Origin of the sequence: Aeromonas sp. QDB11, from assembly GCF_027705265.1 — a bacterium.
GTDB classification, from domain to species: domain Bacteria; phylum Pseudomonadota; class Gammaproteobacteria; order Enterobacterales; family Aeromonadaceae; genus Aeromonas; species Aeromonas allosaccharophila.
The window spans coordinates 77,086-93,171 of the sequence record NZ_JAPDBM010000003.1 but is presented as its reverse complement, the minus strand read 5'-3'; the positions used below and the strand labels follow the sequence as shown (position 1 = coordinate 93,171).

The following is a 16,086-nucleotide window of genomic DNA, read 5'->3' as shown; positions in this document are numbered from 1 at the left end:
TTACTTTCAGCCGTTTGCTGACCTTTCTTAAATGAGTGTTTGAACAACAGTATAGCCAGCAGACAGAGCGCCCCACTTTTTGGTAGCGTGTTCATGCGCATCCCTGCGCAATTTTTGCCGAAGAGTGTGAATGATTTGGCATTTCATCAAAAAAAGGAGTGGGGCCCGCTGCGGGTGAACCCATAACAAGAGGGAATTTATGAGTTCCATTGCCAGGAATTACTTCAACCAGCTCAACGCCGACTACCTGCAGGTACACAGGCGCAAGGAGGATCTGTTCTGGTCCACCTATATGGGCACCAGCGATGATCAGGCCGGTTTCACTGCGGCTGAGCAGGCCTACAAGGCGTTCTGTGCCAATCCGGCCCGTCTGCCCGCGTTGCGGGAGATGCTGGCGCAGGCCGATGAGGATGATCTCAAGCGCGGTCTGCAAGGCTGGATCGCCTTCTTCGAATGCAATGTCATCGAGGATCCGGCCGCCGCTGCCCTGATGGACGAGCTGGTGGCCGCCGAGGCGGAGCTGTTCGCCCGCCGCAAGGGGCTGAAACTGACCCTGTTGGATGAGCAGGGCCAGCAGGTGGCCGGTAGCCTGCCCGCCGCCAGCACCGCCCTTGCCGCCAGCCCGAACGAGGCGGTGCGCCAGAGCGCGCTCGCCATGTTCCACACCCTGGAGCAGTGGGTGGTCGGCAACGGTTTTCTCGAGGTGGTGGCAATCCGCAACCGCTTTGCCCGCGCCATGGGCTATCGCGACTACTTCGACTACAAGGTGCGCAAGAACGAGCAGATGAGCCCGGAGCAGCTGTTCGCCATCCTCGACGACTTCATCGCCCGCACCGACGTCCGGCTGCAACAGAGCCTCGCCGAGCTGAAAGCAGCCAAGGGGGAGGCGGCCCTGCTGCCCCACAACCTGCGTTACAGCGTGAGCGGCGACGTGACTCGCCAGCTCGATCCTTATGTGCCCTTCTCGCGGGCGCTGCAGGATTGGGTCGAGAGCTTCCGCCGTCTCGGCATCCAGTATCGCGGGGCGACCCTGACGCTGGACTTGCTGACCCGGGAGGGGAAATACGAGAACGGCTTCTGCCACGGCCCGGTGCCGAGCTTCTTCCAGCAGGGGGAGTGGGTGCCGGCGGTGGTCAACTTCACCAGCCTGGCCGACCCGGCGCAGGTGGGCAGCGGCTGGAACGGCCTCAACACCCTGTTCCACGAGGGAGGCCATGCCGCGCATTTTGCCAATGTCACCGGCAACGCCCCCTGCTTCTCACAGGAGTTTCCGCCCACCTCCATGGCCTATGCCGAGACCCAGTCGATGTTCTGCGACAGCCTGCTGGACGATGCCGACTGGCTCAAACGCTACGCCAGAAATGCGGCGGGAGAGGCAGTCCCCGATGCCCTCATCAAGGAGATGATCGCCGCGCGCCAGCCGTTTCGTGCCTTCAACGAGCGCCAGATTGCACTGGTGGCCTACTTCGAGCGGGATCTCTACGCCATGGATGAGGCCGAGCGCACTCCCGAGGCAGTGCTGGCGCTGGCCCGCCAGTGGGAGCGCCAGATCGTCGGGGTAGAGAGCCCGCGCCCGTTGCTGGCCATCCCGCACCTTCTTAATCAGGAGTCTGCCTGCGCCTATCACGGCTACCTGCTGGCGCTGATGGCGGTAGAGCAGACTCGCGCTTACTTCCTCAAGCGTGATGGCTACCTCACCGACAACCCGCGCATCGGGCCGGATCTGGCCGCCCACTACTGGGGGCCGGGCAATGGCATGAGCCACGATGCGACCCTGCGCAGCCTGACTGGTGAGGGATTCAGCGCGGTGCCGCTGGCCGAGGCATGCAACCTGAGCGCCGCCGACGCATGGCAGCTGGCACAAGCCTGCATGGCCGCCGCGCAGCAGCGCCCTGCGGCTGGTGAGGGAACCCCGCTCGACGCCCATATCCGGGTGGTACACGGCGCCGAGCTTATCGCCGACAACCGCGAGTCGGAAACCCGCATGCTGGCCGATTTCGAAGCGTGGATCGTTAACCATTACCGACGAGCGTCAGCTGCGTAATTCACGGTGCTCCCGGCGATCAGGCCGGGAGCACTGTTTATCGTGGCTATTTGTTGTCGCAACAGCGTCTGGTGTTGCCATTTTGCGGGTAGGTTGCGACGTGCCCTGTCGCTTTGTAGATTGGGCCCGCAATCTTTTCATCAGATATGTATTCGTATGAACATGACTACGAATAGTGGGTGGCACTGTCATGGAGCCCGCAATCCACACGGTTTTGCCTAATTTATCAATAGTGTTTTTTGTCGCTATCTTTGTGCATAAATATCAAGCAGACCAATCCATTTGATAACCATTCCTATTTTGCCGGATTGACTAAATTGTCCACAACGGCAGAATCGCCCGTCTTGCCACTCCCGATGTGAATCGGGTTCGGAAAGCCTCAGATCTCCGCCCGGAGATGGCTGGGCCGCACATAGGAAAGGTGCTGGCCCACTGCCCGCCTTTCACCCTCGAAATCAGCACACAAGTCAGGAAGCCCTCTTGCTCATCAGGCAGGAGCGGACGGGTGTGTATATCCGTATGGCCGTGCAGGGACGATACGACCAGCGTTTGTTATGGGTGGTATGTTGCGAATGAATCGCATCTTTTTGATGTTGGCGCTGTTGCCCCTGCTGGTGTGTGCCAGTGAGGTGGACAGGGCGCGCGAAGCTTGGGTGATCAAGGCCCGGGCGGGAGAGCTGGATGCGGCGGCGCACGGGCTGAGCGGCCTCTATCGCCAGAGTGCTGACGGCAAGGTGCTCGATGACCTGATTGCCGTGCAGTTGTGGCGGGGTGATCGCAAGGGGGCACTGGCCGCCTGTGAGCCGTGCGAGTTCAGCCCCATCAGCAACAGTACGCTGGAAGGGGTGGCTCGCGCCGCCCGCGACGAGAAGCGCTACTCCGAGGCAATCAGCTATTACCGCATCCTGCAGGGGCGTGATCCCGCCAACCGCAATGGCTGGCTCGGGCTGTTTCTCACCGCCAGCGATCAGGGCAACCGCGAGCTGGCCCGCAGCGCAGCGGCTGATTATGAAGCCCGTTTCGGCCGTGATCAGGCGATCCTCGAAGCCCGCATCTATGCCGCCCGTCAGGGTGAAGATCCTATGGGTGAGCTGCTGGCCCGCCAGCAGTGGCTGGAGTTGGAGCCGGACAACCCCGAGCAGGTGCTGGCGCTCTATCGGGTAGCGGTGAGCCTGGGGGCGGGGCCTGCTGCGGCGGAGCTGATGGGCCGTTACCCCAAGCTGTTCAAACCGGTCGACCGGCTCTGGCTCGACTACTACCAGGCGGTCAATTTGTTGCGGATATCGGCCCAGACCGAGGATCCGGTGCTGGCCCGTCGCTCCCTGACTCGCACGTTGGCGCTGCAAGACAGGATCCTGGCCCGCGCGCCTCACGATCATGTGCTCTACATCAGTGCCCGTCGCGATGTAGTGGTGACCCTGGTGGCCCTCGGTGATTTTGTCCGGGCCGAGCAGGAGTCCGCCGCGCTGCAGGCCGAGGGGCCGCTACCCGACTATGTGCTGGAGGCGCGCGCCGATGCGCTGGCCGGACTGGGACGGGTGGATGAGGCCTCCGTGATTTACCAGCAACTGGCGACGCCGGCCCGCGCCAAAGACAAGCGGCTGCTGGAGAAGCGCTTCTACGCCTATAGCGATGGCGAACGCTATGGCGCGGCGCAGGGGCTGCTGGCCGGTTGGCAGGAGCCGCCGACGCGCTGGGATTTCACCGGCAATATGCGGATGGCCAACGATGACTACGAGAAGGTGTTGCAGCTGAAAACCCTGCTGCAGGCCTGGCGTGGTGAGGCAGGTGCCGCAGAGGCGCAGTTGGAAGGGTGGCTGCAAACCGCCCCAGCCAACCCCTGGCTCTGGCTGCAACTGGGGGATATCCGCCGCTGGCGTGGTCATCCCGACGGGGCCGAGCAGGCTTATCAGCAGGCAGTGCGCTGGCTACCAGCCGGCCGCACCGTGCTGGCCGAGCCCGGTCGCCTCAATGCCCGGCTCGACAAGGGCGACTGGCAGGGCACGCCGCAGGCCGTGCGCACCCTGGGCAACCTGACCCGGGATCGTCAGGAGCTGCAGCAGCGGCTGACCCTGGAGCAGGCCCCGCAATTTGTCACCGAGGTTACCCACGGCCGCAACGAAGGGGGCTCGGTGCAGGCCAGTCGTGACTGGAGCTACGACAGCCGCCTCTACAGCGCTCGCACTGATGGCGGCGATCGACTGTTTGTCCGCCGTCAGGGCAGCTTTGGCGAGTTCGACCAGCAGCCCGAGCGCGCCGCCTATACCGGGCTGGGGGCCGAGATCGCCTTCTACCCGCTGCAACTGACGCTGGAGGGGGGCACGGGTAGCGAGCTCAACCACAAAGGCTATCTGTGGAGTCGCCTCGACTGGCGGCTGGACGATCGCTGGACGCTGGGCACTGCCATCAACCTCAACAGTGCCGACACCCCGCTGCGGGCACTGGCGCGCGGCAACTACGCCGATCAATACCAACTCGATCTGGGCTGGCGTCAGGATGAGACCCGCGAGGGGGCGCTGCGGCTGGATCGGATGGATATCAGCGATGGCAACCGACGGCTGACCGCCTCCGGCTGGCTGCGTCAGGATCTCTGGCGTCGTGATCGCTGGTGGTTCGATACTACCTTGCGCGGCGCCACCTCCCGCAACGAGGCGGTGGAGGTCGACTACTTCAATCCCCTGCAGGATCGCAATCTGGATCTGGAGCTGGCGGGGCGCTACCGGCTGCCGCTGGATGGGCGTCGCTCCCTGCTGCAGAGCCTGATCATCAGTGGCAATCACTACTGGCAACAGGGCTATGGCAGCGATGAGGGGTGGCAGCTCAGCTATCGCCACGACTGGATACTCTCTCCCGCGCTCAGTCTGGGCTATGGCCTTGGCCGCCGTCAGGCCATCTATGACGGCAATCCCGAGTTCGGAAATTTCATCTTCGCCAATCTGCAATGGAGTTTCATGTGATGAGACGCTGGCTTGCTCCTTTTGTTGTGCTGCTTGCACTGCTGCCTTCGCTGACGCAGGCGGCCCGGCAACCCGACGACTATGTGGTGCTCTGCTACCACGATATCGTCGATCTGAAATTGACCCCCAACCTCAAGCTCTACCCCCAGACCATCCGGCGCGACACCCTGATCCGCCACTTCAACTGGATCAAGCAGCAGGGCTATCACCCGGTCAGCTTCCAGCAGATCCTGGATGCCAAAGCGGGCAAGGCACCGCTGCCGGAGAAGGCGATCCTGCTCAGCTTCGACGACGGTTACGAGAGCTTCTACCGGCTGGTCTATCCGCTGCTCAAGCTTTACAACTACCCGGCAGTCTTTGCGCTGGTGGGCAGCTGGCTGGATGTGGCGGATGACAAGATGGTCCCGTATGGCAATGACAAGCTGCCACGCAGCTACTTCGTCGGCTGGCCGCAGATCCGCGAGATGCAGCAGTCCGGGCTGGTGGAGCTGGCTTCCCACACCTTCACCTCCCACTACGGGTTGTTCGCCAACCCGCAGGGCAACGTGCAGCCAGCGGTCACCACCGCAGGCTGGAGCCAGCATGGCTACGAGAGCATGGCCGCCTACCGGGCCCGGATAAAAGCCGACTTTGACGCATCGGCCAGCCAGCTCAGGGAGCAGACCGGTCGGGCACCACGGATCCTGGTCTGGCCCTACGGCGCCTTCAACCAGACGGCGCTGGAGCTGGCCAGTGCGGCCGGGATGCCCTACACCTTCACGCTGGCCGAAGGGCTCAACAAGCTGAGTGACTCGGGCAGCACGGTGCGCCGCTATCTGCTGGAGGAGGACACCAGCCTCGAAACTCTGGACGAGATCATGGGAGGCAATACCTGGGAGCGGCAGGTGGAGCGGTTGGTGCACGTGGATCTGGACTATGTCTACGACAAGGATCCGCTGCAGATGAACAAGAACATCGACATGCTGCTGGATCGGATCAAGGGTTACGGCATCACCACCGTCTATCTGCAGGCCTATGCCGATGACAATGGCGACGGGGTGGCGGAGGCGCTCTATTTCCCCAACCGTCATATGCCGGTCAAGGCAGATCTCTTCAATCGGGTCGCCTGGCAGCTCAAGACCCGGGCCGGGGTCAAGGTGTTCGCCTGGATGCCGGTGATGGCCTACGACATGGGGCCGAACCACGCCTATGTCACCGACAGCCGTACCGGCACCCCCGCCAAGGGGCAGTATCTGCGCCTCTCACCCTGGGATCCTGCCAGCCGTCAGCTGTTGCTGGATATCTATGAGGATCTCGGCTTCTACACCAAGTTCGATGGTCTGCTGTTCCATGACGATGCCTTCCTCAGTGACTACGAGGGGCCGATGCCGCTGGCGCGCACTCCTGACGCGCTGCAGGCGCAAGGGGAGCAGAAGACCGATCTGTTGATCGACTTCACCATGGCGCTGCGCGATGCCGCCGCCCGTTATCGGCAGGGGGGCGCCGACGGGCTCAAGACCGCCCGCAACATCTATGCTGCGCTGGTGACCGAGCCGCAATCCCAGCAGTGGTTTGCCCAGAGTATGGCGGCGTTTGCCAAGGCCTATGACTACACCGCCGTGATGGCCATGCCCTATATGGAGCAGGCAGAAAACCCCGATGAGTGGCTGGCCAAGCTGGCGGAAGATTCACTGGCACAGGTACCGGCCAATCGGCTGGTGTTCGAGCTGCAAAGCCGCAACTGGCGCACCGACCAGCCCATCCCCGATGCCGAGCTGGCGCGCTGGATGGAGATCATCCAGCGCAAGGGGGTGACCAACTTTGGTTACTACCCGGATGATTTTCACAACAATCAGCCGGATCCGTCGGTGCTCAAGCCGGTCTTCTCGGTGCAGACCCAGCCTCAGCCGACCCAGCTGCCAGCCCCGCCAGTCGCTGCCAGTGCTGCCTCGGCCACCCGCGTGGAGGCAACACGGTGAAGGAGCTTCTCGAAGGCATCGCCATCTTTACCCTGGCCTATCCCAGCCTGATGGCGATGGTGTGGGTCTGTGGCGGCCTCTATTACTACTTTCAGTGGGAGCGGCGGGATATCGCGCTGGCCAAGCAGGGGCTGGAGCTCCCCTATTACCCCAAAGTGACGTTAATGGTGCCCTGCTACAACGAGGGAGCCAACGTCGAGGAGACCATCGGCCACCTGCTGCGCCAGCGTTATCCCGATTTCGAGGTGCTGGCCATCAACGATGGCAGCAAGGATGACACCGGCGTGCGGCTGGATCGGCTGGCGCAGCAGGATCCGCGCCTGACCGTGCTCCATCAGCACAACCAGGGCAAGGCGATGGCGCTCAACAACGGGCTGGCCGTGGCCAGTGGGGAGATCCTGGTCGGTATCGACGGGGATGCGGTGCTGGACTATGACGCGGTGCGCTGGATGGTGAAGCACTTCATCGAGAGCCCGAGGGTCGGGGCGGTCACCGGCAATCCGCGGGTGCGCACCCGTTCCACCATCATCGGCAAGATCCAGACTGGCGAGTTCAGCTCCATCATCGGCCTCATCAAGCGGGCCCAGCGGATCTACGGCACCGTCTTCACCGTCTCCGGGGTGGTGGTGGCCTTTCGCAAGCAGGCGGTCGAGGCTGTCGGCGGCTGGAGCAATGACATGGTGACCGAGGACATCGACATCAGCTGGAAGTTGCAGCTGGCCGGTTGGCTCATCCACTACCAACCGCAGGCGCTCTGCTGGGTGTTGATGCCGGAGACGGTGCGTGGCCTCTACAAGCAGCGGCTGCGCTGGGCGCAGGGGGGCGCCGAGGTGTTTTTGCGCTACGGGTTGCAGGCGATGCGCTGGCGCAACCGCCGCTTCTGGTTGCTGCTGCTGGAGTATCTCTCCAGCGTGGCCTGGTGCTACAGCATGTTGCTGCTGGCGCTGATCTGGCTGATGGAGCCGAACCTGAGCGGGCTGGCGGTGGGACACCTGTTCCAGTGGACCGGGGTGATGATGACCGCCATCTGCCTGCTGCAGTTCGGGGTCAGCATCTTTATCGACCACCACTACGACAAGAGCATGGCCCGCAGCTTTATCTGGTGCGTCTGGTATCCGCTCATCTACTGGCTGCTCAATCTGGTGACCGTGGTGGTGGCAGTGCCCAAGGCGATCCTGCGTCGCCGTGGCCAGTTGGCCGTGTGGGAGAGTCCTGACCGAGGAGAATCGTTCCGTGACAAAACATAAGCTGGCGAACGAGATGATCATCAGCAACGGCACCCGGCGCAGTTGGAAGTACCGGCTGCGGGATCTGTTGCTTCTGCTGGTGACCTGGAGTGGCTGGTTGTTTCTGGCGCTGCAACCCTGGCTCAACTATCTGGAGACGGAAGAGAATCAGAGCTTTATCGGCTCGCTGGATGCCGTCGAGGTGGGGCAACTGTTTCTGGCCCTGCTGTTCGGCATCTTCCTGCTGATCCACTCCTGGGCGAAATACAACAAGCTGCTGTATCGCTTGATGCGAAAGCGAGCCACAGCGACCAAGTCATCATCATAAGGGGCCGGTTGGCCCCTTTCTGTTTTATAACCTGTCACCTACAGCGAGGCGGACAGTACCCGGTAACGTGTCTTTTTTGGTCATGATTGGTCATTCATCAATGACTTTATTTCCGCATTTTTCACAGATGGCGTGGCGTTCAAAGCGATCCATGTTGGCCAGAAAGGGGCCTGCCGCCCAGCCGGTAATGAAGTCCTTGATAAACGCTTTGCGCTTTTGCTCCGGTGTCGGCTGTTTGCCAAAGGATTTGTCGACCAGCACCACGACATGGTTGGTCTCGCGCTGACAGTGGGGGCAGAAGCGTTTTTCGGTGGATGCAAGCAAGGGGGGCTCCTTGTCCGGAAGAGTGGGCTGCAGGTTTTCCGCCGCAGATATGTAATGTCCCCATTTGATTCCTTTTTCTGGCAGGTCGTCAATCACAGCGGAGGTGGATTGTGCGCCATCCCCTATGAAAAGAGGCGAGCCTGCAAGCGAGATCACGAGGGGCCAGTCGGCCCCTCTTTTGTTGCCGTTTGTCACACATTGCCACACAACCTTCCCCCTCTGGCAAAGTCTTGTGACCGGACGGGTGTGTAATGGCGCCATGAGCAGGGAGATGAGGCCCTGCAGCGATGGAACCAGGGAGCATGTTATGTCTGATAAACGGGTTTGGTGGCTGTTGCCACTGCTGGCGGTCGGGGTCTGGTGGCTCGGTTATGCGGGGGATGCCAACGGGGTGTGGCCCTGGCGCCATGAGATGTTGTTGCTGACCGGCCTGCTGGGGATGACCTATATGGCGATTTCGCTGTTGCTGGCGTTGCGCCTGCCGCAGCTGGAGCTCTGGTGTGGCGGTCTGGATCGGATGTTGCGATTGCACCGTCAGATGGCCATCGGCGGTGCATTGGCGCTGATCGCTCACTGGCTGGTGGTGGAGGCTCCCAAGTGGGCGGTCTCGGCAGGCTGGCTGAGTCGTCCCGCGCGGCGTGGGGCCAGCGCTGCCGGAGTTGAGGTTGGAGCAGGCAATGGCATCTCGCTCCATGCCCTTGGCAATACCCTGGGTGAATGGAGTTTCTATCTGCTGATCGCGCTGGTGGTGCTGAGTTTGCTGGCGCTGGTGAGTTATGGCCGTTTTCGACTGATCCACCGGTTGGCCCCGCTCATCTATCTGGCGGGCTGGTGTCACGGGCTCTGCCTGTTGCCTCAGGTGGGGGCCATGACCCCGGTGGGGGTATCAATCTGGCTGGTTGGCGGGATAGGTGCCATTGGCGCCCTCTACTCCCTGTTGGGGCAGGTAGGGGCGCGGGATCGCCATCCGGGCCGGGTCATTGCGGTGCGGGCGCTGGCGGATCACACCTGTGAGCTGACCATGCAACTGGAGCGGCCGCTCGCTCATTACCGCCCGGGTCAGTTTGCCTTTTTCGAATTTGACGCCAAAGAGGGGCCGCACCCCTTTACCCTGGTGCGGGTGTCAGCGGATCGGCGCCAGCTGGTGATCGCGGTGCGGGCGCTCGGGGATCATACCCGTCAGCTGGTGGCAGAGGCGCGCGCCGGGGATGGGGTGGTGGTGACCGGGCCCTATGGCGCCTTTGTCGCGCCGCAGAGAGGAGGCCGAGCCCTCTGGCTGGGGGCCGGAATCGGCATCACGCCGTTTGTGGCCTGGCTGGAGGGGTTGGCTGCCCGTGGGGAGCGGGGCGAGGGGATCATCCTGATCCAGTGTGCGCCGGATCTGGCAGGCGCCGTCTACCACCGGCGGTTGGCCGAGCTCTGTCATCGCACCGGCGTGCGCTATCAGCTGCATCTGGACAAGGGGGCCGGGCGGCTGGATCTGACCCGTATCGCGCAGGATGCGCCCGAGCAGGTGTGGTTTTGCGGGCCGGAGGGGATGGCAGATGCCCTGACCCGGCTGTTGCCGGACGGGCATCTGCATCGCGAGCTGTTTCGCTTTCGTTGAGCTCGATGGGCGCCGTTATTTGGCGCTGGCTGGCAACTGCTTGAGGGCGGCTTGTACCGCCGCCTCCAGTTGCGGGTCGCGCCCGGCCACCATGTCGGCGGGGGTGAGCGGCACCTGAACGTCCGGGATCAGCTCCTGATTTTCGTAGAAGGTGCCGTCCGGTTTACGCAGCCCCAGGGTCGGAATGCCGTAGGCGAGCCCAGGGATCAGCCGGGATTCGTGGTTGTAGACCATGGTGCCGGTGCCGGGCACCGGATCTCCGACGATGGGGCCGACCTTGAGGGCGCGGTAGTACTCGGGGAAGGCGGAGCCTTCCGAGTAGCTGGCGGCGTTGACCAGCACCACCGAAGGCTTGGTCCACTGGCGGGTGGCTGCGTCGGTTTCACCCTTGCCCTGACGGGGCCAGCTGCTGGCCATCCCCTTGGTGCTGCCGCTGCCGGTCAAAAACTCCACCAGGGTATTGGCGAGATAGCCGCCGCTGTTGAAGCGGACATCGACGATAAGCGCATCGCGATTGCGCTGTCTGCCGAGGGCATCCGCCACCACTGCATCGTAGACCTCGCTATTCATTGCCGGCAGATAGACGTAGCCGACCCGTCCTCCGCTCAGACTGGCCACCAGCTCCCGGCGTTTCTCAATCCAGCTAGCCTGTTGCAACTGGTACTCCTGCTGTTTGTCGATGGCGGTGAGCACCACCTCGTCAGTTTGCTTGTTGCCCGCCTGCTGGAAGGTGAGGGCGAGCCGGGCACCGACCTGATGGTTGAGGGCCCGATCCAGCTCGGCCTGATTGGCAATCGGGCTGCCGTTGATGGCGAGCAGGCGGGCGCCCGGGGCGATATTGCTCTCCTGATCCAGCGGGCCGCCAGAGAGCAGGGCGGTGAGCATCACCCCTTGCTCGCCATCCTGCCAGTAGCCGCCGAGGCTGGCGGTCTCGTCCGCCATCCGTGGGAAGGGGGCGGGGCCATTGCCCCAGGTGTGGGAGACATTGAGCTCGCCAGCCAGCTCCGCCAGCAGGTTGCCAAAGTCCCGCGGGTTGCCGATGCCCGGCAGCAGGCGGCGGTAAGCGGCGACATAGCTGTCCCAGTTCACCCCGTTCATATCGTCCAGATAGAACTCATCCCGGGTGAGCCGGGCGATCTGATCGAAGGCGGCGGTCATGCGTTCCTGCCAGCGGCCGGTGGGCTGCAAGGCGAAGGGGGCGCTGGTGGCGTCGCCGGAGTCGAGGTGGATGCGGGTGATCTCTCCCTCCCGCACCAGGGTAGCCAGGGTGCCCTGCTGGTTGAGGCTTGCCAGCGCGGGGCCGGGCTGTTCACCAAACAGTTCGCTGGTTTTGCCCTTGCGCAGATCCTGGCTGTAGCCCTTGATCTCGCTCTCGCTGTTGACCCCCATCTCCTCCACCAGATAGATCACTTGGTCGCCGATGATGCGGCTGGCGAGCAGGGTGCCGGTGGGTTGCAGCAGCAGTGCTTCGCGATGGTTGAGACGATCGTTCTCAAAGCCGTATCCCCCTTTCGGCGGTTCCAGCTCGGCAATGGCATCGGCTCTGGCGGCGCGGCTGCTGTAAATGCCGAGCAGGTTGGTGACGAGGGGCTCGCCATCGGGCCCCAGTGCGCCAAACCGGGTCGATTGCCAGTAGAGGATGGCGCCATCCTGACTCCAGCCCGGTTGCCCATCCTGATAGCCGTTGAGGCTGACATTGACCGGTTTGGCCTTGGGATTGGCCGTGTCGATCACCGCGATCTCCTGCTCTGCTGCATCGGGGCGGAAGGTGAGCGCCAGATGGCGGGAGTCGGGGGCAAAGGCGAGATGCACCTCGTGGCGCGAGGGGTTGAAGCTGGCAGGCACCAGCTCCCGCTGCTTGTTGCTCGCCAGATCCAGCAGGTGGATGGCCTGGCCATCTACCACGAAGGCGAGCTGCTTGCCGTCGGGGGAGAGCACCGGACGGCTGATCCCCTTGCCGGGAATGGCCAGCAGCAGGCTCTCGGTCAGAGTGCCGGGATCGCTGAACAGCAGATCCGGATCTCCCTTGCGCAGGCGATAGAGGGCGGCGTGCCCCTGCTGCTCCGACAGATAGATGAGGGCGCGGCCCTGCTCGGCGAAGAGGGGGCTGGACTGCTCGCTCGGATCGCGGGTCAGCTGGCGCACCCGCTCCCGCTCGGGGTCGACGGCAAACAGGTTGCCCTCGCTTACCAGGATCAGCTCGTCCGCCTCTTCGCTGACCAGCGCCTCGTCTGCCAGGGTCAGGGCCTCACTCGCCTCATCCGGCGCGCTCGCCACTTGCGGGGTGAGGGACAGCTTGCGTGGCTCGCTGCTACCGGCATCGAGGCGATAGAGTTCACCCAGCCATGACCAGACCAGATCACCATTGCGAGAGGCGCTGAGCCCCCGCACCGGATGGCCCTGATAGTGGGTCAGCTGTTGCTCCTTGCCGCTGGCGAGATCCCGGCGCCAGACGTTGAAATCGCCGCTGCGCTCGCTCAGGTAAAAGAGGGTATCCCCCTTGTCGCTCCAGACCGGATCGGTGGCCGCCACCCGATCTTCGGTCAGCTGCTTGTGCTGCTTGCCATCAAACAGCCAGAGACGGGGCACCGCAAACGAGTGCTGATGCTTGCGAAAGGGTTGATCCGCCGCGGGCATCTGATAGGCGAGCCGCTCCCCGTGCGGGCGAGCCAGGGTCGCAGGCAGCGGCAGATCGGCCTGCAAGGTGCCGCCGGTGATCGGGGTCCAGTAGAGCTCGCCCCATTGGTAGCCTTCCGCGACAAAATGGTCGGCATCGGGCGCGCCCAAGCGCTGGCTGCTCAGCAACAGCCGTTTGCCATCGGCGCTGAAGGCTTGCGGCAGATCGGTGCGCGAATCGCGAGTGAGGCGCACCATCTCGCCGCCGCTGGCGGGTACCACGAACACATCTTCGTTGCCGTAGAGATTGGCGGCAAAGGCGAGCTGTTTGCCATCCGGCGACCAGATTGGCCGCTGGCTCAGGTAGTCGCTGCCGGTGAGCGCTGTGGCGGGGCCACCCTCGGCACTGGCGACAAAAATGCGCCCCTGCCAGGTGAAGGCAAGCTGCTTGCCATCGGGGGAGAGGGCGGGCTCGCGCAGCCAGAGTGCATCGGCGGCGACACTGGCAGGCAGCCAGAGCAGAAGTGGCGAGAACAGCAGGGTGGCGAGGCGGCACGAAGAGCGCATGGCATGATCCTGTCGGGGAGTGGAGTGTTATCTTCGCCGATCATTGCCCCGGGTGCCAGCGCGATAATTTCTGGTATCTTGTTGTTTTAACTGTTAATTACCAATGCCAAATGACGGCGTTCAAGGAGGATGGCCTTACTGCGGCAAGATATGTTTTGCCGGGCATATTGAGTATTGATGGCGATCCAATATCATGGCGCTCGCTCGCCGCTCGGCGGGCATCGTTCAGATGATCTGGTAACAAGAAAAGCCCGCACCAGAGGCTTGTCGAGGGATGGAATGAGAGCCGTATTACTGTGTTTGTTGGGGCTTTGGCCCGCATTGAGTTTTGCCTTTACCGAAAAAGCCGATTTGGTGGTGGTCAAGAAGTCGACCTATAGCCTGACCCTGATGAAGGATGGCAAGGAACTGAAGCGCTACTGGATTGCTCTGGGCCCGGCGCCCAAGGGGCACAAGCAGCAGGAAGGGGATCAGCGTACGCCGGAAGGGCGCTACACCCTCGACTACAAGAAGACCAATTCCGGCTACTACAAAGCCATCCATATCAACTATCCGAACCTGGATGACATCAAGCGCGCCAATGAGCTGGGTGTTCGTCCGGGTGGCATGATCATGATCCACGGCCAGCGCAACAGCATTGGCAACCGCAGGGTTCAGCCCTCCAACTGGACCAATGGCTGCATCGCCATGCTCAACCACGAGCTGGACGAGGTGTGGAGCGCCATCGAACCGGGCACGCCCATCATCATCGAGCCCTGATCCGCACAACGGGGGCCTTGTCGGCAGACAAGGCCCCCGTTCTGTTTGGGGTGTGATCGTTTCTTGCGGATGTCTTTTTGAGACATTCGTATTGTTGTGAATGTCACTTCAAAAAAAGCCTGCAAACGGTGAGGATATGGGCTCTGTCCGTGAAGGAGTGTCCCATGTCTTTGACCGAAACCTGTCAGCGTATCGTGCGCGATCCCCATCTCTCCGCAGCCCAGAAGAGCCATGCACTGGCGCTGGCCGCCGAGAATGCGTTGCCCTACCCCGACCTGCCTGCTGCAGTCGCCGAGGCGATGGAGCAGGGATTTATCTGCGACATGTTCGAAGGGCATGCCCCCTACAAGCCGCGCTATGTGCTGCCGGACTATGAAAAATTTCTGAGTCAGGGCTCTGCCTGGCTGGAGCTGGCGGCGCCGCAGGATTTCGACGAGGCGCTCAACGCCCTGCGCATCCTCTATCACCATGTCCCCTCCGTCACCGGCATGCCGGTCTGGCTGGGTCGGCTCGACCATCTGCTGCTGCCGTTCGTCGGCGAACTGGATGACGAGGCCCTCTATCGCAAGCTGAAGGGGTTCTGGGTCTATCTGGACAGGGTGCTGCCGGACGCTTTCATGCACGTCAACATCGGGCCGGATGACAACCGCATCTGCCGCCTGATCCTGCGCATCGACAACGAGCTCAAGCAGGTGGCACCGAACCTCACCTTCTTCCACGATCCGGAGCAGACCCCGGACAGCCTGCTGTTGCAGGCGGTGAAGAACATCGCCGAGTGCAGCAAGCCGCACATCGCTAATTACCCGATCCACCGCGACACCTTCGACCAGCGTGGTTTTGGCATCGTCAGCTGCTACAACGCCCTGCCGCAGGCCGGTGGTGCCAATACCCTGGTGCGCATCTCCCTCAAGCGGGTCGCCGAGCAGTGTCAGGGGATCGATGACTTCCTCGGCTGCCTGCTGCCCCACTACTGCCGTTTGGCCTCCCAGTTGATCGAAGCGCGCGCCGCTTTCCTCCATGATGAGTCAGGTTTCTTCGACAGCTTCCTGGTGAAAGAGGGGCTGCTGGATGAGGATCGTTTCGTCCCCATGTTCGGTATCTACGGCATGGCGGAAGCGGTCAATATCCTGATGGATAAAGAGAATCTGCCGGATCGTTACGGCCACGGCGAGGAGGCGAACCAGCTTGGCTATCGCATCTCGGCCCAGCTCTCCGCCTTTGTGACCAGTACCCCGCAGACCCACGCCTGGGGTGGTCATGCGCTGCTGCACTCACAGGGTGGCCTCAGCATCGATGTGGCGGTGACCCCCGGGGTGCGCATCCCCTACGGTCATGAGCCGGATCCGGCCAGCCATGTGTTGGCGCTGGCGCCGCACCACACTTATTACCACTCTGGGATCAGCGAGATCCTGACGCTGGATTCCACCATCCGCCAGAACCCGCAGGCGCTGTTGCAGCTCTGCAAAGGGGCGCTCGCCATCGGTATGCGCGAGTTCACCGCCAACGTGGCCGACAGCGATCTGGTGCGGGTGACCGGCTACATGATCCGCAAGAGCGACGTGGCCCGCTTTGCAGAAGAAGGCTCGCGGTTGCAGACCACCTGTCTCGGTGCCGAGGCGAGTGAAGTGACCGCCATCCGGCAGCGGGCACCGCGAGTGGTCGCCCACGAATCGACCATCGGCGAGTATTGAGTTCGCCCTG

10 protein-coding genes are annotated in these 16,086 nt (G+C 62.8%); 8 read left to right on the top strand and 2 right to left on the bottom strand.

The features are described from left to right. Window positions 1–199 precede the first annotated feature (199 nt). The 5 genes from OKC40_RS01915 to OKC40_RS01895 all read left to right on the top strand — a co-directional run bounded on the left by OKC40_RS01915 (window position 200) and on the right by OKC40_RS01895 (window position 8,513). A complete protein-coding gene (locus tag OKC40_RS01915; RefSeq protein WP_270793950.1) occupies window positions 200–2,044 on the top strand; it encodes a M3 family metallopeptidase in 1,845 nt (614 codons plus the stop codon). Between the two features lie 572 nt (window positions 2,045–2,616). Beyond that, complete coding sequence (pgaA, locus tag OKC40_RS01910) at window positions 2,617–5,001, top strand: poly-beta-1,6 N-acetyl-D-glucosamine export porin PgaA (RefSeq protein ID WP_270793949.1); 2,385 nt, start codon at window positions 2,617–2,619, stop codon at window positions 4,999–5,001. Continuing rightward, a complete protein-coding gene (gene pgaB / locus OKC40_RS01905) occupies window positions 5,001–6,959 on the top strand; it encodes a poly-beta-1,6-N-acetyl-D-glucosamine N-deacetylase PgaB (protein WP_270793948.1) in 1,959 nt (652 codons plus the stop codon). The genes pgaA and pgaB overlap by 1 nt, the downstream gene beginning before the upstream one ends. Then, a complete protein-coding gene (gene pgaC / locus OKC40_RS01900; protein WP_270793947.1) occupies window positions 6,956–8,206 on the top strand; it encodes a poly-beta-1,6-N-acetyl-D-glucosamine synthase in 1,251 nt (416 codons plus the stop codon). Before pgaB ends, pgaC begins: the two co-directional genes overlap by 4 nt. Continuing rightward, window positions 8,193–8,513, top strand: a complete 321-nt coding sequence (locus OKC40_RS01895; protein WP_270793946.1) for a hypothetical protein — start codon at window positions 8,193–8,195, stop codon at window positions 8,511–8,513. Before pgaC ends, OKC40_RS01895 begins: the two co-directional genes overlap by 14 nt. Window positions 8,514–8,603: 90 nt before the next feature. On the opposite strand, the gene OKC40_RS01890 is transcribed toward OKC40_RS01895, so the two are convergent. Then, window positions 8,604–9,032: a hypothetical protein gene (locus tag OKC40_RS01890; RefSeq protein ID WP_270793945.1), complete on the bottom strand. Its 429-nt coding sequence runs from the start codon at window positions 9,030–9,032 to the stop codon at window positions 8,604–8,606. Between the two features lie 112 nt (window positions 9,033–9,144). Here OKC40_RS01890 and OKC40_RS01885 point away from each other — a divergent pair, with 112 nt between their 5' ends. Further along, a complete protein-coding gene (locus OKC40_RS01885; protein ID WP_270793944.1) occupies window positions 9,145–10,443 on the top strand; it encodes a ferredoxin reductase family protein in 1,299 nt (432 codons plus the stop codon). A gap of 15 nt (window positions 10,444–10,458) precedes the next feature. Here the strand turns inward: OKC40_RS01885 and OKC40_RS01880 are convergent, their stop codons facing one another. Then, window positions 10,459–13,626, bottom strand: a complete 3,168-nt coding sequence (locus tag OKC40_RS01880; protein WP_270793943.1) for a S41 family peptidase — start codon at window positions 13,624–13,626, stop codon at window positions 10,459–10,461. A gap of 279 nt (window positions 13,627–13,905) precedes the next feature. Here OKC40_RS01880 and OKC40_RS01875 point away from each other — a divergent pair, with 279 nt between their 5' ends. Further along, entirely contained in the window at window positions 13,906–14,385 is a 480-nt protein-coding gene (locus OKC40_RS01875; RefSeq protein ID WP_270793942.1) for a L,D-transpeptidase family protein, read from the top strand. A gap of 164 nt (window positions 14,386–14,549) precedes the next feature. Next, window positions 14,550–16,076 carry a YjjI family glycine radical enzyme gene (locus OKC40_RS01870; protein WP_270793941.1) on the top strand — a complete coding sequence of 509 codons (1,527 nt, stop codon included), beginning with the start codon at window positions 14,550–14,552 and terminating at the stop codon, window positions 16,074–16,076. Window positions 16,077–16,086 lie beyond the last annotated feature (10 nt).